This is a genomic window from Massiliimalia timonensis, assembly GCF_900186585.1.
GTDB lineage: Bacteria > Bacillota > Clostridia > Oscillospirales > Ruminococcaceae > Massiliimalia > Massiliimalia timonensis.
Map to the genome: position 1 here is coordinate 1,127,394 of NZ_FYDD01000003.1, position 18,036 is coordinate 1,145,429.

Here is an 18,036-nt window from a genome sequence, read left to right on the forward strand (position 1 = left end):
ATGTCCGTTTTTTTGTTATAAATTTCCGCCAAATACCTGTCTCAGCCATTCTATAGATACTTTAGGCTTCCTGTCCTCGGTCAGCAGCCCGTTGATCTCTTGCTGTACATCTGTCAACTGCGTATAACAAAAGCCCTGGAAATTCCCGCTATCGAACAGGTACCGGGTCACGGGGGCAAGACGGTCAAAAAATTCTTCCTCTGATCTGACAGCCCCAAAATATCCCCAGTTTTCCCCCTCGCACTGATCCTCAAAGGCGATCCCGCCATATTCGGTCAGCAAGATTGGTTCTCCCTGATAGGCGTTCCCCTCTGCGTAAAGCTTCCGTACCTGAGCCACGGTATCTAAGATCTTCCCCATATCGGCATATTTATCTACATTGCTGGGGAACAAATGATAATCGTGGATCGCACAAATGTCGTTTTCACAGACCTGCTCCCAGCCGTCATTAGAGCTTACCAGCCGGGTCGGATCCAATGATTTCAAGTAATAATACATCGCCCGGACATAATCCTGCTGCTGTGGATCACACAAAACCTTGTTGATCCCCCAGCTTTCATTCAGCGGCGTCCAGAAAATAATGGAAGGACTGTTGTAATGCGAATCAACGGCTTCTTTCATTTCCTGCATCGAACGCCCTATCGCCTCGGTGTTGAATTCATAACAGCTTGGCAGTTCTGCCCAAAGCAGCAGCCCCATACGGTCAGCCCAATAGTAGTACCGGGCGTCCTCGATCTTCTGATGTTTCCGGGCGCCGTTAAAGCCCATTTTTAGGGTCAACTCAATGTCCTGCCGGATCGCTTCATCAGAAGGCGGGGTAAGCAGGCTTTCTTTCCAATATCCCTGATCCAGGATCAGCCGTTGGAACAGCGGCATATTGTTCAGATATACCTGACCGTTCATCACCTGGATCTTCCGCATCCCAAAATAGGTGGACACCTGATCCACCACCGTATTGTCCCGGCGCACCGTTACGTCTACATCGATCAGGTTAGGGTGTTCTGGCGACCAAAGCAGTTCCTCCCCTGTCCTTACATCAAGATCCGGGAAATCCAGTACTGCTTTTCCATAGCCGCAGCGGCAAAAAGCAGTGCATTCTGCTGAAAGCTTCTTTTCTCCATCTGTTGAAAGATAGGCCTGCACTGTGACCTCAGCTGATTCTGTCCCATTCAAAAAAAGCTCCGCCACAGCCTGGTTTTTGTCAATATCAGGAGTAAAATGCACCTTTTCTATGTAAGTTTCCCCTACATATTCCAGCCAAACAGTTTTCCAAATCCCGGTAACAGGGGTGTACCAGCAGCCAAAGCTGTGATCCTTCCAACGCTGTTTTCCGCGCGGCTGAGACTGCCGGTAAGAATCGTTCACCTCTACTGTTAGTTCGTTCTCGCCATCTTGCACCCATTTGGTAATGTCAACCGTAAACGCATTGTTTCCGCCTTGGTGCGTCCCTGCCAGCTGCTGGTTTAAATAGATTCTGCATTCATAATCCACCGCGCCAAAATGCAGCAGCACGCGTTTCCCCGCAAAATCTGTTTCTTTCAGGGAAAGGGATCTCCGGTACCAAACCGTACCGTGCTCTGTTTCATCTCCGATCCCGCTTTTTTGGCTTTGGTAGCAAAACGGTACCAAGATCTTTTGGTCAAATACCGGGGCGTCAAAAGAAAATTCCCAGACCCCGTTCAAATTTACCCAATGCTCCCGCACTAAATTTGGCCTTGGATATTCCGGCCTTGGCATATCGTTCATTTGTATTCTCCTCCTCAATGATCAATCAGAAAAAGCTGTTGATTATTTTTCCACTCCGTTGTATGATAAGGATAAATCACAACAGTTCCTGTTGTAATTATACCACTGATTTAAAATAAATCAACAAATATTTTTTATTTTTTCAATATTTATTTGTATATAATTACAATATTCTTGTAATTATACGATTCTATTATTTCAATAATATCGTAATTAAGAGGTGTTTTTTGTGCCTGCTGCTGTATCCTATGAGGAAATTCCCACTGAACGAAACCTAATTCTGGATATTGGGAACCGGGAAACCTACCCTTATTTTGAAAAATTAGGAAAGGCGATCTCTTCTCCAGTGCGGATGGAGATCTTAAATCTTCTGCGCATCAAATCCATGTCCGTGGTTGAGATCGCCAGTCAATTAAATCTTCCGGTGTCCTCCACTGCTTTCCATTTAAAGTGTCTGGAGGAGGCTAAACTCATCATTACAAAAACTCAGCCCGGAATACGCGGTTCTATGAGGATCTCAATGAGTTGTGTAAATTCTATTTTGATCCATACTGCGATCGACAATGTGTTCCCTCAAATGCGCAACATTACTGTGGACATGCCCATCGGAAATTTTTCCGATTGTGATGTGAAGCCCACCTGCGGTATGGCGGACGAAGACGGGGTGCTGAATGTCTATGACAACCCACGCGCCTTTTATTCCCCAAGCAGGAGCAAAGCGCAGCTGCTTTGGTTTCAGGAGGGCTTTGTGGAGTACCGTTTCCCCAACTGCTATCCCTGCATTGAAGACGGGACCCTCCAAGCCATTAGCTTTAGTTTGGAGCTCTGCTCAGAAGCCCCCGGTTATCAGGAGGTCTGGCCCTCGGACATAACAGTCAGCATCAATGGGCTTCCCTGCTTTGTCTACCGCTCACCCGGGGATTTTGGCGCCAGAAGAGGAAAACTTACCCCCGAATGCTGGCGGACCGGTTCTACACAATACGGTCTGTTAAAAACCTTTACCGTCAGGCACGACGGCTGTTATCTGGATGGTACGCCGATCCCGCGTTCCTACACGTTGCAGGAGCTCCGTCTTGCATCGAACAACTATATTTCCTTTCAAATAGGGATTTCTCACGACGCCAAATTTAAGGGCGGGATCAATCTCTTTGGGGAGAAATACGGGGACTATCCGCAAAATATTCTGATGCGGATCGATTATTAAATTTTATTTTTAGAAATATTTGATTTTTAAAGGCATATCCGTTATAATAAAAAATTAGAGCGGAGTTTTTCCGTATCCCGCGCCCCTGTATTCAGCAAGAAGCTGAAACAGAGCAGCTGAAACTGTTGTTGGGCCTTATACCATTGTAAAAACATTTTTATTTTCAGTACACCAGCCAGTTTTATATTGTTGCAATGATACCAAGAAGGTGTCCGCTATCCGGAGGAAAGCAGACGCCTTCTTCTTTTTTGGCGTTTCATACAATCTAATACTGGATCAAGAAAGGAACATATCATGATCAAGCGACCGCTTACTTTACTGATAAGCGCTGCATTGACGCTGGGGATCTTCTCCAGCTGTCAGGGCGCTCAGGACACGCCTTCTGCTTCTGATACACCGCAGACGAAGGATTCCGTCATCGTTGCTATGGGGCCTACCTCAGAGCCTGAGTCAGGCTTCGACCCGGCTTTTGGCTGGGGCGCCGGGGAGCATGTCCATGAACCGCTGATCCAGAGCACCCTGACCGTCACAAATCCCGACCTAACGATCGGGAACGACCTTGCGACCAGCTATTCTGCCAGCGAGGATGGGCTGACTTGGACTGTTACGATCCGAGACGACGTGACCTTTACTGACGGCGAAGCCCTGACCGCCTCTGACGTGGCTTTTACCTACAACACCGTGAAAAAAACAAGCTCTGTCAACGATTTTACCATGTTGGACTATGCGGAAGCTGTTGATGATACGACAGTGCTTTTCCATATGTCCACTCCATTTTCTATCTGGCCGTATACTATGGCGATCGTAGGCATCGTCCCGGAACACGCCTATGACAGTGCTGACTACGGGCAAAACCCCATCGGGTCCGGACGGTATCTTCTAAAGCAATGGGACCGTGGACAGCAGGTGATTTTGGAGGCAAACCCAGATTATTATGGAGAAACACCTAAAATGAAGCAGGTCACGATCCTCTTTATGGAAGAGGATGCGGCATTTCTTGCTGTTCAGGCCGGACAGGTAGATCTGTCTTATACTTCCGCCACCTATTCGGATCAGACTCCCTCCGGGTTCCAGTTGCTCTCCTGCGACAGTGTGGACAACCGAGGCTTTAACCTGCCCGTTACCGGAAACGAAGTCACTTCGGATCTTGCAGTACGCCGTGCCATCAACATCGGGATAGACCGGCAGGAAATGATCGACCATGTCCTGAACGGTTATGGAACGCCGGCCTATAGCGTCTGCGATCAGATGCCATGGTACAACCCAGATTCTCAGGTCGAATATGATCCTAAAGAGGCTACCCGTCTTTTGGATGAAGCAGGTTGGGTCATGGGCAGCGACGGTGTCCGGGAAAAGAACGGTGTACGCGCAGAGCTTACTCTGCTTTATTCCAGTGAAGATTCTGTCCGTCAGGCCCTCTGCGCCGACGCGGCAAACCAGCTTGGAAAGCTGGGGATCTCCTGCACCATCGAGGGCGTAGGCTGGGACACGGCATATGACCGCGCCTTGTCAGAACCCTTGATCTGGGGCTGGGGCGCTCATACCCCTATGGAGCTTTACAACATCTACCACACGATCGGAGATACTGGTTCTGCCCAGTATTCCCCCTACTCCAATCCAACTGTTGATACCTACATGGACCAAGCTTTGAAAAGCTCTGATTTGGAGGAATCCTATCAACTGTGGCAGAAATCCCAGTGGGATGGCACTACAGGCGTAACACAGGACGGAGATATTCCATGGGTATGGCTGGTAAATGTCAGCCACCTGTACTGGGTCCGCGACGGGCTTCAGGTAGCGGAGCAGAAGATCCATCCCCATGGACACGGCTGGTCCATTGTCAATAACGTAGACCAATGGAGTTGGTCTTAAAAACCGAAAGGAATCTCTCTCAATGAAACATCGGCTGCAATTTGCAGGGAAAAAATTGATCCGTATGGCTCTTTTGCTGTTGGGTGTCAGCTTGGCCGCTTTTTTATTGGTCAACGCTTCCCCGCTCGACCCTCTCCAAACAAACGTGGGGCAGGCGGCGCTGGGATCGATGAGCCAGGAACAGATCGAAAATCTAAAAGCATACTGGGGAACGGATACTCCTCCCGTTCAGCGGTATTTAAGCTGGCTGGGGGGGATCCTTCAAGGCGATATGGGAACCTCCCTGCTGTACCGCCAGCCGGTAGCTCAGGTCATCGGCCAGCGCCTTGCCAGTTCCTTCTGGCTGATGGCTTTTGCATGGGTCCTATCCGGGATTTTGGGGCTGCTTCTTGGGATGGCCGCCGGGATGAACCGCGGCAAATGGCCGGACAAGCTGATCCGGGGATACTGTCTCACGATTTCCAGCACACCAGTCTTTTGGCTTGCCCTTTTACTGCTGATCATTTTCTCGGTATGGCTCGGTATCTTCCCGATCGGCCTTTCCGTTCCAATCGGAATGGAGTCCGGCAGCATCACCTTTGCCGATCGTATACAGCATGCGGTCCTTCCTGCGCTTACCTTGAGCATCACAGGGGTAGCCAATATCGCCCTGCATACCAGGGAAAAAATGATCGATATACTGGATTCTGATTACATCCTGTTTGCCCGTGCCCGCGGGGAAAGCAACCGTTCTATCCTTTGGCGCCACTGCTTGAGAAATGTAGCGCTTCCCGCCATTACCCTGCAATTTGCTTCGATCAGTGAGATCATCGGCGGTTCGGTCCTGGTGGAACAGGTATTTTCTTATCCCGGGCTGGGACAGGCCGCTGTCACCGCCGGGCTGGGTAGTGATCTGCCCCTGCTTCTTGGGATCACAGTAGTCACCGCAGCTATGGTTTTCGGTGGAAACCTAGCAGCAGACCTTCTTTACGGGGCAGTTGACCCCAAGATCCGAAAGGGGGCGTCCCGGAAATGAACCACCACTGGAACAACCGGCGGTCTGCCGTCTTTTTAGTTTGTATCACTGGGTTGTTATTAGCCGCTGTCACCGCCGCCGGGATTATTCTTTCCGGACAGGCGATGGAAACCGATTTTACACAAAAAAACCTTACCCCTTCCCTTTCCCATCTGTTTGGGACCGATTGGATGGGGCGGGATATGCTTTCACGGACGCTTACCGGCCTTTCGATGAGTATTCGTATCGGGGCCTTAACAGCCGCGGTCAGCTCTATTTTAGCTTTAATCCTTGGCACCGCCGCCGCAACGCTTGGCCGGAAAGTAGATGCGGTGATTTCCTGGTGTATCGACCTTTGTATGGGGATCCCTCACATTTTGCTGGTGATGCTGATCTCTTTGGCGTGCGGGAAAGGATTCCTCGGCGTAGTCGCCGGGGTGTCTCTCAGCCATTGGCCCTCGTTGGCACGTGTCATCCGCAGTGAAGTTTTGCAGCTGAGGCAGGCGCCGTATATTCAAGCGGCAGAAAAATTGGGAGTTTCCCGCCTTAACATTGCAAAGCGGCATATTCTGATCCATCTGCTGCCCCAGTTTCTGACCGGGCTGATCCTGCAATTTCCCCACGCAGTCCTGCACGAAGCCAGCATCACCTTTCTGGGCTTTGGCCTGTCGCCGGAACAACCGGCCATTGGGGTCATCCTATCGGAAAGCATGCGCTACCTCACCACCGGAAAATGGTGGCTCGCCCTGTTTCCCGGGCTGGCGTTAGTTCTAGTCGTGATTTTGTTTGCCATAACAGGTGAGCACCTGCGCCGTCTGCTTAATCCGGCAAACGTTCATCAGTAAAGGAGGAGAAAGATGAACCCAATATTAGAAGTGGAGCATTTGTCGATCTCCTTTACCCAATATCAAACCGGAATGCGGCAGAGGGAACTACAGGTCGTGCATGACTTATCCCTAACGATAGAAGCCGGGAGCATCGTCGCAGTCGTGGGTTCCAGCGGGTCCGGGAAAAGCCTGCTCGCCCATGGGATTCTTGGTATCCTGCCGTATAATGCCCACATGGCTGGAATGATCCGTTATCAGGGAAAGCCACTGGACCCGCAGCTTGCAGGACATTTGCGCGGTACTGAAATCGTCTTGGTTCCTCAGGGCGTCGCCTATCTGGACCCATTGATGAAGATCGGCGCACAGATCCGGAAAGGTAAAAAAGATAAAACAGCCTTGACACGCTGCCGCAATGTCTTGAACCGCTATGGTCTGGGGCCTGAAACAGAAAACCTGTACCCCTTTGAGCTGTCCGGCGGTATGGCGCGGCGGGTGCTCATCTCCACCGCCGCTGTGGAATCCCCAAAGCTGATCGTTGCCGACGAACCCACACCAGGGCTGGATGCTGCCGCGGCCAAACGAATCCTAACCCATTTTCGGGAATTGGCAGACGATGGCGCCGGAGTGCTTTTGATCACTCACGATCTGGAACTAGCGCTGTCGGTTGCCGACCGTGTCACCGTGATCTATGCAGGGGAAACGATAGAAAACGCGGCAGTAACGGACTTTAACAATGGAAAAATTTATCATCCCTATACCAAAGCCCTCTGGAACGCCCTTCCCCAAAATGGGTTTGTCCCAATTTCCGGAACACAGCCGTATCCCGGGGAGATCGTATCCGGCTGTTTATTTGCCCCCCGTTGCCCCGATCGCACAAAGGACTGTCAAGAAAAAAATATTCCCTACTCTCCTGTAGGCGCAGGATATGTCCGTTGTCTGAACGCGAAAAAGGGGGGAATAGTATGATCCTAGAAGGAAAACAGCTGGGTTTCAGCTATCGCCATAAGGGCAGTTTTCCCGTTCTACAGGATGTGACTCTGTCATTGCGTTCCGGGGAACGGGTTGGGCTTATCGCTCCCAGCGGGCGTGGAAAAACGACATTATGCAAGCTCCTTGCCGGGTATGAGCAGCCGGATCATGGACAGGTCTTACTAGACGGAAAGCCACTTTCCCGTCACCGTGGATTTTGTCCAGTCCAAATGATCTGGCAGCATCCGGAGCTTGCTATAGATCCATTGCTTCAACTGAAAAGGACGCTTCAGGAAGCCGGTCCGGTAGAGGAATCTACCTTGCACGCCCTGCAAATCAATCCCGCTTGGTTAAATCGCTTCCCCTCCGAGCTTTCGGGCGGGGAATTACAGCGTTTCTGCATTGCGCGGGTTTTTCAGCCCGGTCTGCGATTTTTGCTGTGCGATGAGATCACCGCTATGCTGGATCAAATCACTCAGGCGCAAATTTGGGATTTTTTGATTGCAGAAGCACAAAAACGCGATTTGGGGATGCTGGTCGTCAGCCACAACCATCATCTGCTTCAAAGGCTTTGTACAAGAATAATCGATCTTTCCATATAAAAAAACCCGGATCCAGAAAACTGGATCCGGGTTTTTTACTAATAGGAGCAGCCATAACCTCTTAACCTCAAAAGAAACGGAAGGCAGAAGCATCATTTATTTTTGCTTCCACATCAGCGGCTCTTTTTATTGATAAATTCCGCTTATTTTCCCCAAACAGAGTTCATACGGTGAACGGATAGCTCAGAAACCGCAGCAGCATCTGCAAATTCGGCAGAAAAGCTTCCATCCGCGCTGTCCAGATAAAACACCTTCGCCCCTGCTGCTTCCCCATCGTTGAGGAAGATCTCAACTGTGCGGCGGTCGACAAAGATCTCCGCCGTGCAGATCGCAGACACGTCTGCCGGGAAACGCACCGATTCGGTAGCAACACCGGCTGTTTTGATCTCAGCAACCCCGTTTTGATAAACAAAACGCAGGGAAGCTCCCGGCTGTTGAGCCAGTACTAATTCAAAATCCGTCTGCCGTTCCATGCAGAGCTTCACATAATAGGAATTTCCGGGAACCTGCTCCAAATGTAATCCCTGCTGTTTTACAGAAGCGAGTGCTTCCCCTTTCAGGGCGTAGGCCTCCTGTACCGGAAGCATGGTCAGTTTCCCATTTTTGAGATGCAGCTCACGGGGCAGCGACATACTGCCGTATGCACCCGGTTCTAAGATTTGATGTTCACTATAAAAGTCCGAGATCCAGCCGATCGCGATCCTGCGGCCTTCATGTTCAAAAGACTGCACTGCATAAAAGTTCGTACCAAAATCCAAAAGCCCGTCTTGCTCGACCTGCAGTTTCCCATCCTGATAGTTCCCGATATAATACCAAAGCGGCTGATAACGACCATATGCGTCATGGTACCACATCAGGTCACCAACTGCCACATATTTTCCATCCAGCTCAAAAAAGTCAGGGCATTCGATGGTCTCTATCCCGCCTCTGCTATCGGTCAAAATCGGTCCTTGGTATTCCCAGCCATCGATCCCGTTTTCAGAGGTAAAGTTCACCAATGCCGGCACGCCGCTGACAGCCGACCCCAGCACCATGTTCCACTTGCCACCATAGAAAAACAATTTTGGGTCACGGAAGTTATAAGATACTTCCGGACCAGGACGCTCCACGATCACCTGTTCCGGTTCAAAATGAATGCTGTCGCGGCTTCGGGTGAACGTCTGATATTCTATGGTTTCCGGTCCATCTTCTAAGGGGCCAAAATGTCTGGTCAGATAAAAAAGGATCTCATCCCCGCTGACGACCGCACTCCCCGAAAACGCGCCGCCTTTTGCCTGAGTATTCCCCCGCAGCTCCTCCTGCGGTTCCAGACAGACAGGGAGATGTACCCAATGCATCAAATCCTTGCTGGTCGCATGTCCCCAATACATATTGTTCCATTCCTGTCCAAACGGATTATATTGATAATACAGGTGATAATAGCCTTTAAAATAGCATAAGCCGTTTGGGTCGTTGATCCAGCCCTGATACGGATTAAAATGGTACTGTTCCCGATACGGCGTATCATACCACCGGGCAAGCTTGTCGTTTGTCAGGCAGTTGCCCTCCACCTGTTCGTTTAAGTAACAGATACCTTTCTCCAGAATATTCTCACACTCACTTAGATAGATGAGAGGGGCATCACAATGCTCCAGCTCTAATGTGTATTCCTGATCTTCGGCAAGCGGCAATTTGATCCACCGGTGGTACCCGTTCCCAGCAAGTTCCTCAACTGTTTTTCCCTGGGAATCGATCAGAAGGATTTTCCCTTCCTTTCCCTCGTTCGACATGGAGAAGACCTCTATCATATGATAAATACCAGATTGAAATTTCATTGTTTTATCCTCCTTTTAGGGTTCCTGATAATTAGGATAACCTCTTTTGGAGAATGTGTCAATACAAATTTAAGACAAACCCGATAATCTCCTCTATCCCCTGCTCTTTAACAGTACACAACCGTCAAATTTATATCCTCTTTTTACCTTCTGTTGACAAACAAACTACTACGTGTTATTATATACCAGTATTAAGTAATACAAAATACCTATGCTGTAAAATAACAGAAAGGGTGATCATATTGGAACATATCACAGAAATGCTGAAAGGAATTTTGGAGGGCTGTGTTTTAGAGATCATTAGCCGAAAGGAAACATATGGTTACGAAATTACCCGCCAGTTAAACCGCTTAGGATTTAAAGATGTGGTCGAAGGAACCGTTTATACAATTTTAGTAAGGTTTGAAAAAAACAAGCTGGTAACCGTCCAAAGAAAGCCCTCAGAACTAGGTCCCCCACGCAAATTTTATCAGTTAAATGATGCAGGGCAGGAAGAATTGCGCCTGTTCTGGAACAAGTGGGATTTTGTATCCTCAAAAATCAATGAATTAAAGGAGAAGCAAGAACATGAGTAATTTTTTTCAAGACTATTTTAATATCAAGAAAATCATAAAAAGCAAACAGGAATATAAACGGCAAATGGCAAGAGTAGACGCCTTGCCGGAAGATTATCAATATGTTTTCAAAAAGATCCAGGAGCACATGTGGAAGTTTACCGCTGGGGCTGGCTACGATATGATGGAAGTGCACTATGGGTTGATCGATCTGTTTGAAGAAGGCGTAGCTGAAGGAAAAACTGTTTTAGAAGTGACCGGGAAAGATGTTGCCGGCTTTGTAGACGAACTATTAAAAAATGCCAGAACCTATACTGAAGATCGGCGTACTAAGTTCAATCACGATATTCAAAAAAAATTAGAGTCATAGAAGATCAAAAAGCCAAAAAGTCCGCCGGTGCATGTCCCGGCGGACTTTTCTTACATTATAAATTTTCAGAGTAAACTTCATTCGCATATTGATGAGATATTTCCATGATATAATAAAGGCATCAAGCAAGGGAGATGGTCCCCATGTATCCTACTATGACTATAGTAATATTATTATAATACATTGATTATAAACTTATTGAAATATGCCAAATTTTGGAATATTCTGTAGAAGTAGAGGTGAGATGCATGATCAAGAAAAGACAGTTACTTCCAGATGAATTTGACAATAAGATGAAAGCCCTTGGGAAATTGATCCGTGTAAACCGTCAAAGGAAAAACATGACGATCCAGCAGTTAGCTGTTCAGGCAGACGTCTGTGAATCTTATATATGGCAAATTGAAATGGGACGAAAAAATATCAGTTATTCCACACTATGGAGGATCTCAGAAATATTGGAGGTGCCAAGCGGACAGCTTTTATATGGAACTGATAGTCAGCTTACATTTCAAAATGAATGCCCTTTAAAACACGTTTTAAAACAATGCAGCAACTGTCGGAAAAAAGACTTTTTTGATTGCTGCCTCTTAACCGGCTCCGAATCTGCAAAATGTATTCTTATCTGCATCAATTCCCTATTAAACAGGGGATGAAAACTATCCAGAAAATGATTTTCTTGGCCAATCAAACCAACGCCAGCTATTTTGCTTAGAAGTCCTAAAATAAGAAGCTAACTTGAGAAAGAACTCTCTTTTGCGCGGCATACTGCCATACCATCAAGGAGTTCTTTCTCTTGCTTTCTAGGTTTAAGAAGGCTATTGTAACGCTGTCAAAGATATGGTATGATGAACATGAGTAAAATAGGTCAAATTTTAATTAGGACAAAAATTGAAAGGAGAACATAAAGTGAAAAACAAAATTTTATCTTTTTTATTCTCGGCAATCATACTCTTGTCAATAGCCGGCTGTGGCAGCGAAGGTGCTTCGCCGGTGTCGAATCCTACAGAGTCTTCCACATTATCAGCCTCTGAACTTTCTGCTGAGATCAGTGAAGCAGAAAGGATCATGGAGCTAATCAACAATATCGGGACAGTTTCCCTGGATAGCAAGGAAGCGATAGAATCAGCGAGAAGCCAGTACGACAATTCTTCAGAACAGGTGCAATCACTTGTACAAAACCTTGATTCACTTGTGGAAGCCGAAAAGAAATACAGCGAATTAGTGATTCTGGAAGAGAACAAAACAAAGGCAAAAGAAATCGAAGAATCGATCACCTCCATTGGTTCCGTAAGCTTAGACAGCAAGGATTCCATTGCGGCTGCGCGGGAAAAATATGATGCTGCCCCCGATGAAATCAAAGAAATCGTAAGCAATTATGAAGATCTTACAAAGGCTGAAACGACATATCAGAGCTTAAAAGAAAACCAATCCAAGAAGCAAACGGCTTCTAAATCCACTTCGGACAGCAGTAAGAAAAGCAGCAGCAAGTCCAGCTCGTCTTCAAGCAGCGGTAAAAAAGAAAGCAGCAAGTCCAACTCTTCCTCAAGCAGCAGTAAAAAAGAAAGTAATAAATCAAATTCAAAAACAGTATATATCACTAAAACCGGAAAGCGATATCACTATAACGGTAATTGCAATGGAGGCACTTATATTAAGTCTACTTTAAGTGAAGCAAAAGCACGCGGTTTAACCCCATGCAAAAAGTGTGTTGGATAATCTGTTTTCTGTTGTTTTCAGGAATTCTGATCATTCTATTTTTTGTATTGAAACATATGAAATGATTTAACGGTCCATGCCCTATTCAAAAACTGAGCGCCTACCTTAAAAGGTAGGCGCTCAGTTTTTGAAAGTTTTACAGTAATCATTCTTTCAGAACTATATAAATGAAATTCCGTCAAATTTGAGGCAAATTTATTTAGAAAACTCATCACGGCTTAGACGTTACCCTTCCGAACTTTTAGGAAGGGACACGAATGATTGAACTACCCATGTAAAAAAGAGGGAACAAATTATTCCCTCTTTTTTCAACCGCTATTTTTTTACCACCAAATAAGTACTCTGTCCGTTAAACGGAAGATTCCTTTCTCTTGGGCGGAATACACAGTTCAACTGTCCGTTTGGCACAGTCGATGCTTTCCAATGGATTATATTTCTGATTAAAACGCCGGTATTTTTCATCATATTGGAAATTGGCCAGCGTTTCAACAATTGCCTTTCCCAGTTCCTCTTCATGGTACACGATCGGGCCCGGCAGTTCATCCAGATCCATATAAACGCCTGGCAGTTTTTCATATTTTTCCCGGTCATACAAGTAAAAAACCATTGGTCGTTTTAATACCGCAAAATCATAAACCGTTCCGGAATAATCTCCTATCATCAGGTCGCTTACAATAAAGACTTCATTCACATCCGGCCAGTCACTCATGTTGATAACCCCTTCCGGGACATCCTTTACCACCGTCATGTGGTGCGTCCGGAATAAAATGACATATTCATCTCCCAATGCACGCTTCAGCTTGGTAAAATCAATGCATTTCTGATTATATTCAAATCCTTTTGATTTGATGTAATGCTCCGGCCTCCATGTAGGAGTATACAGGATCACCTTTTTTCCAACAGGTATTCCCATCCTCTGTTTCAGGCGGTCAACATCAGCCTGCGTAAACTTGAATAAAGAATCATTGCGCGGATACCCTGTCTTTACTAAAACGTCAGGATTTCCCGCCAAGTCAAAACGAAACGCCGTTCTCATACAATCGCTGTAAAAATCAGAACAGGAAAGCAGAAAAGACATTTTTTTCACGTCATTTGTATACCGGAACAAAATATCCCGGTAATTATTCCATTCTGTCAAACTGCCGTTTACGTCACAGCCTATTTTTTTAATTGGCTTTCCGTGCCAAGTATGGATATATACCTGATCCTTTTTCGGATACAGATAAACGGACATTGTATAATTGTTTACCCAGTACTTCGCTCTGGCATATACTTTCCAAAACTCCTTGGAGTAGTATTTAACAACTTGTGTGCGGGGGTTTTTCTTCAAAAATTGAAATTCATCTATATTTTTTAGGATCCAAATAAATTCAAAATCCCGGTAATCATCACTTTGCAGCATGTATTCATATATTGCTCTGGGACTGCAGGAATAGCTTCCTCCTGCAAAGGAGGAAAATACGATCCAATTTTCCTGTGTAGGAACTGATTCGGCAAATCTTCGGTACTCATTTTGTTTGGCATATATCAGCTGTCGTTTTATACGCTCCGACTTTGGAAACATCTTTTTCAGCTTTTCTAAAATCATTCTAGTCATGATTAGAACGCCCCCCGTCAAGTAATTGTTCTGTCACAAACAAAGCGCGTGCGATCGCCTGATCCATATTATAGTACCGATAATCAGCTAAGCGCCCGCATAAATGTAAATTAGCGTATCGCTTAGCCCGTTCCAAGTATTGCTGATAAGTCTTATGCGAACTGTCGCATGGGACAGGATAATATGGCTCATGTCCCTGTTTCGGGTCATACTGCAGGGGATATTCCACTGCAATGAATGTCCGTGCTAAGCCTTCCTGAACTGGAAGTTTGGTGTATTCTGTGATCCGGGTATACCCTTTTTCCTGCGGGTATGCTACAATCGGTGCGTCTTGATAATCTCTTATCGGCAAAGTCTTGTATTCAAAACGTAAAGAACGATAGGGAAGCTCCCCATAACAAAATTGGAACAGTTCGTCGATAGCTCCCGTGTAAACGATTGGTACTGTGGTCCTCTCTCCGGATAAATAAATTCCATCTGGCCGGACAGAAAAAAACTTCAGCGCATCTGTACCAAATTTTATTGTAATGTTCTCATGATCCAGCATCAAACGGAACAGCTTTGTAAAACCGTGCTTAGGCATCATTTGATACTTGTCGGAAAAATACCGTTCCTGATAGGAAAATAATACCGGGACACGCCGTAGGACACTGATATCCAACTCCGCCGGCGAAATCCCCCACTGCTTACAAGTATACGGTTCATAGTCATTTTTAAATAGGAACTGCGCATATCCCCGGATTAACTCGTCGGGAGATTCCAACAGTTCCAAAATCGTCTTCTGGCTTTCCCCCGGATACACCTGTGCGATCCGTTTCTTTAAACGTGCCGCTTCTTCTGGAGAGTAAAAATCGTCAATCGTCTTAAAATTAAAGGGAGACGGGGTAGCCTTCCCATTCATCACAGCCTGGCAGCGCAGATAATATGGCTCCCATTCGCCAAACTGGGAAACAAACTGGAAAACTTTGTCATTGTTAGTATGAAACGTATGAGGCCCGTACCGCTGGACGAGTATTCCCTCTACTGCTTCATCATACATATTCCCTGCCACATGCATGCGGCGTTCTAACATCAGCATCCTTTTCCCAGAACGTGCCATCAAGTTTGCGACCGTGGCTCCGCAGAAACCTGTCCCAACAACGATAATATCGTAATGCTCCATCTTAAAAAACCCTTCAATTTGTTATAATCTTAAAACCCTTGGTATTGGTCCATAAACTGGCGGAAACTTTGCAGAGCCATGTCTTTTTCCGAAAGAATGACCTTTTCCACTTTCTCCGTCGGCCAATCCACCCCAATATCCGGGTCATTCCAAAGAATCCCATCGTCGTATTCCCCATAAAATTTTTCCGAGCATTTATACGAAACAACGGAATCCTCCAACACTAAGTACCCATGCCCGCATCCTTTCGGAATCAATAATTCCTGGGTATTTTCCCCGGTCAAGGTAAAACTGAGCCACTTTTTAAAGGTCGGAGAATCTTTTCTAAGATCTACGACCACATCATAAATCTTTCCGCTGACACAACGTACTAATTTGGGCTGTTGTTTGACGCGTTGGAAATGCAAAGCGCGCACAACTCCCTTTTTAGAGTATGTGTAGAATACTTCCATTAAGTCATGTTCCAGTCCATTTGCCTCGAACACCTCTTTGGAATAATCTTTTACAAAGCTTCCCCGCAAATCTTCGGAAACAAACGGCTGTACAATGATCAGACCCTCTATTTCAGTTTGACTAAACGCAAATTTTTTCATTTTTGATACTCCGTTTCTATGATCCAGTCCATGGTTCTTTTGGTTCCTTCCGCAAAAGAAACTTCCGCCTTAAACCCAGTATCCTGCTCTGTGACGGAACAGTCAAACTGACAAAGCGGAAGGTCTGTGCCCGTAAACGGGACATCTCCAAAAACAAGCTCCTGCTGGGGCGCCAAAGCCTGTCCCATTTCTTCAATAAACTCCCGTAAGGGTCTGGCATGGGAACTACCGATCATATACTCACAAAACGGCTTTCCATTCTCCCCTATTAGGTAAAATGCCCTTGCCACATCGTCGATATAAACAAAATCATAATTCTGTGTACCGGAAGTAAATTGTAAAGGCTGGCGTTCGATCATTTTTCTGATCGTCGTATTCACAAAGCGCAAAGACCGTTCACCTGGCCCGTAAGCGTTCGTGATATGCGCCCACAGCAGATCCATTCCTATTTCTGCCGCAGACGCTTTGCAGATAACATGGGCGATCAGCTTTCCACCCCCATAAATGTATCCCATTCCCGGGCGGCTTCCTTGGGTAAAGGTGGCAGCTGTAGTTTCGTATTCCATAATACTTCCTGCGCTTACAAAGCGTTTAACGCCCAATGCAGAAGCTGTTTTCACAGCGTCTAATGTCCATAACGCATTTTGCATCTGCAGTGCAGAATCTGTGCGCTGCGGCCCTGCAGAGCCAGCCCACGCAAAATGATAAAAGATGTCATGTTCCCCTTTGGGAAGTGTTGTTTTCAAACTGTCCATCTCTGACAGTTCGCACGGAATAAAGCGCAGTAATTCATTTCGCGGCAGATTTTCACAGCAGCCTGTTCGGTCAAGTGCTGTCACTTGTACACCATGGCGCAGTAGTTCCCTGACAACAGCGCTTCCCACAAAGCCGTTTGCCCCTGTAACAATCGCTTTTTTCATACTTACACGCCCTTTCGCTCTGGAGAAAGGTATTCCCCGATCTGCTGCTCCATCACCCGTACAAGCTCTGGGCCTGAGGAATGCGCCAAATAAACTTTGCTCCATTCCACCGTCTTTTCAATTGCCTTGTTAAAGTCCCATCGTGGGTTCCAGCCCAGCTTCCGCTTGATCTTAGAACAGTCCAGTTTTAGGAAGTTGGCCTCATGCGGCGCATTTTCCTCTGTCTGGGTTTTCCAAACTGCATCAGTTCCCCAATGATCGCAAAATGTTTTCACCAGTTCCCCAGTCGAAACACAATCGCTGTCATCCGGTCCGATATTATAGTTGTCCTGATACTGCTGCGGGTTTTCAAGCTGCCGCAGCGCCAGCTCTAAATAGGTGCAGACTGGTTCCAGAACATGCTGGTATGGACGAATCGAATAAGGATTGCGGACTAGAATCTCTGTTCCGTTTTCCATAGCACGGACGCAGTCAGGGATGATGCGGTCCTTGGCAAAATCCCCCCCGCCGATCACATTTCCCGCGCGGCAGGTAGATACGGGCAGCCCCTTTTCCCGGAAAAACGCGTTGATATAACTGCTTGTCACCAGCTCTGAACAGGATTTTGAATTGGAATAGGGGTCATATCCATTTAAGACATCTGTTTCACGATACCCCCACTCCCATTCAAAATTCTGATAAACCTTGTCAGTGGTCACGTTTATAACAGACACGACAGATGGGCAACGGCGAATTGCCTCTAACACATTCACCGTGCCCATAACATTTGTAGAATAAGTGCCCACCGGATCTATATAAGATTCCCGCACAATCGGCTGTGCAGCCATGTGCACCACGATCTGAGGCTGAAAATCCGAAAATACAGCATGCAGGTGCTCTAGGTCCCGCACATCACCTACTACGTGGTAAATCTCACGTTCCATTCCGGTCAATTCAAATAAGCTTGGGGTGGTCGGCGGCTGTAATGCATATCCAGCTACTACCGCCCCATATTTCTGCAGCACCATGCACATCCAGGTCCCTTTAAATCCCGTATGGCCCGTTACCAATACCCGTTTCCCTTTTAATTCCGACAGATCCATACCCAACCTCTTTT

The 18,036-nt window shown here is 46.7% G+C and carries 17 protein-coding genes; 10 read left to right on the forward strand and 7 right to left on the reverse strand.

Annotated elements, in window-relative coordinates; all coding sequences use genetic code 11:
* Positions 1–15 precede the first annotated feature (15 nt).
* Complete coding sequence (locus CIB36_RS07585; protein WP_093988904.1) at positions 16–1,746, reverse strand: glycoside hydrolase family 2 TIM barrel-domain containing protein; 1,731 nt, start codon at positions 1,744–1,746, stop codon at positions 16–18.
* A 229-nt stretch (positions 1,747–1,975) separates the two neighbouring features.
* Between CIB36_RS07585 and CIB36_RS07590 the strand changes: the two genes are divergently transcribed.
* The 6 genes from CIB36_RS07590 (at position 1,976) to CIB36_RS07615 (ending at position 8,214) form a co-directional block, all read left to right on the forward strand.
* Positions 1,976–2,950 carry an ArsR/SmtB family transcription factor gene (locus CIB36_RS07590; protein ID WP_093988905.1) on the forward strand — a complete coding sequence of 325 codons (975 nt, stop codon included), beginning with the start codon at positions 1,976–1,978 and terminating at the stop codon, positions 2,948–2,950.
* Between the two features lie 294 nt (positions 2,951–3,244).
* Positions 3,245–4,822 carry an ABC transporter substrate-binding protein gene (locus tag CIB36_RS07595; RefSeq protein ID WP_093988906.1) on the forward strand — a complete coding sequence of 526 codons (1,578 nt, stop codon included), beginning with the start codon at positions 3,245–3,247 and terminating at the stop codon, positions 4,820–4,822.
* A 22-nt stretch (positions 4,823–4,844) separates the two neighbouring features.
* Entirely contained in the window at positions 4,845–5,837 is a 993-nt protein-coding gene (locus tag CIB36_RS07600; RefSeq protein WP_093988907.1) for an ABC transporter permease, read from the forward strand.
* A complete protein-coding gene (locus CIB36_RS07605) occupies positions 5,834–6,661 on the forward strand; it encodes an ABC transporter permease (protein WP_093988908.1) in 828 nt (275 codons plus the stop codon). The genes CIB36_RS07600 and CIB36_RS07605 overlap by 4 nt, the downstream gene beginning before the upstream one ends.
* Before the next feature lie 12 nt (positions 6,662–6,673).
* Positions 6,674–7,609 carry an ABC transporter ATP-binding protein gene (locus CIB36_RS07610; RefSeq protein WP_093988909.1) on the forward strand — a complete coding sequence of 312 codons (936 nt, stop codon included), beginning with the start codon at positions 6,674–6,676 and terminating at the stop codon, positions 7,607–7,609.
* Entirely contained in the window at positions 7,606–8,214 is a 609-nt protein-coding gene (locus CIB36_RS07615; RefSeq protein ID WP_093988910.1) for an ABC transporter ATP-binding protein, read from the forward strand. The genes CIB36_RS07610 and CIB36_RS07615 overlap by 4 nt, the downstream gene beginning before the upstream one ends.
* Positions 8,215–8,357: 143 nt before the next feature.
* Here CIB36_RS07615 and CIB36_RS07620 read toward each other — a convergent pair whose 3' ends face one another.
* A complete protein-coding gene (locus CIB36_RS07620) occupies positions 8,358–10,028 on the reverse strand; it encodes a glycoside hydrolase family 32 protein (RefSeq protein WP_093988911.1) in 1,671 nt (556 codons plus the stop codon).
* A 242-nt stretch (positions 10,029–10,270) separates the two neighbouring features.
* Here CIB36_RS07620 and CIB36_RS07625 point away from each other — a divergent pair, with 242 nt between their 5' ends.
* The 4 genes from CIB36_RS07625 (at position 10,271) to CIB36_RS07640 (ending at position 12,668) form a co-directional block, all read left to right on the forward strand.
* Entirely contained in the window at positions 10,271–10,603 is a 333-nt protein-coding gene (locus CIB36_RS07625) for a PadR family transcriptional regulator (protein ID WP_093988912.1), read from the forward strand.
* Positions 10,596–10,952 carry a DUF1048 domain-containing protein gene (locus tag CIB36_RS07630; protein ID WP_093988913.1) on the forward strand — a complete coding sequence of 119 codons (357 nt, stop codon included), beginning with the start codon at positions 10,596–10,598 and terminating at the stop codon, positions 10,950–10,952. The genes CIB36_RS07625 and CIB36_RS07630 overlap by 8 nt, the downstream gene beginning before the upstream one ends.
* Before the next feature lie 248 nt (positions 10,953–11,200).
* The gene (locus tag CIB36_RS07635) at positions 11,201–11,605 is read left to right on the forward strand and encodes a helix-turn-helix domain-containing protein (RefSeq protein WP_093988914.1); all 405 of its coding nucleotides are present in this window, start codon (positions 11,201–11,203) and stop codon (positions 11,603–11,605) included.
* A gap of 253 nt (positions 11,606–11,858) precedes the next feature.
* Complete coding sequence (locus CIB36_RS07640; RefSeq protein WP_093988915.1) at positions 11,859–12,668, forward strand: hypothetical protein; 810 nt, start codon at positions 11,859–11,861, stop codon at positions 12,666–12,668.
* Positions 12,669–13,017: 349 nt separating this feature from the next.
* Here CIB36_RS07640 and CIB36_RS07645 read toward each other — a convergent pair whose 3' ends face one another.
* Genes CIB36_RS07645 through rfbG form a run of 5 tightly spaced genes read right to left on the reverse strand, consistent with a single transcriptional unit; the run spans position 13,018 to position 18,022 of the window.
* Positions 13,018–14,265 carry a CDP-glycerol glycerophosphotransferase family protein gene (locus CIB36_RS07645; RefSeq protein WP_093988916.1) on the reverse strand — a complete coding sequence of 416 codons (1,248 nt, stop codon included), beginning with the start codon at positions 14,263–14,265 and terminating at the stop codon, positions 13,018–13,020.
* The gene (glf, locus tag CIB36_RS07650) at positions 14,258–15,427 is read right to left on the reverse strand and encodes a UDP-galactopyranose mutase (protein WP_093988917.1); all 1,170 of its coding nucleotides are present in this window, start codon (positions 15,425–15,427) and stop codon (positions 14,258–14,260) included. The genes CIB36_RS07645 and glf overlap by 8 nt, the downstream gene beginning before the upstream one ends.
* 29 nt (positions 15,428–15,456) lie before the next feature.
* Positions 15,457–16,020, reverse strand: a complete 564-nt coding sequence (gene rfbC, locus CIB36_RS07655; protein ID WP_093988918.1) for a dTDP-4-dehydrorhamnose 3,5-epimerase — start codon at positions 16,018–16,020, stop codon at positions 15,457–15,459.
* Entirely contained in the window at positions 16,017–16,940 is a 924-nt protein-coding gene (locus tag CIB36_RS07660; protein ID WP_093988919.1) for an NAD-dependent epimerase/dehydratase family protein, read from the reverse strand. Before CIB36_RS07660 ends, rfbC begins: the two co-directional genes overlap by 4 nt.
* Before the next feature lie 2 nt (positions 16,941–16,942).
* Complete coding sequence (rfbG, locus tag CIB36_RS07665) at positions 16,943–18,022, reverse strand: CDP-glucose 4,6-dehydratase (RefSeq protein ID WP_093988920.1); 1,080 nt, start codon at positions 18,020–18,022, stop codon at positions 16,943–16,945.
* Positions 18,023–18,036 lie beyond the last annotated feature (14 nt).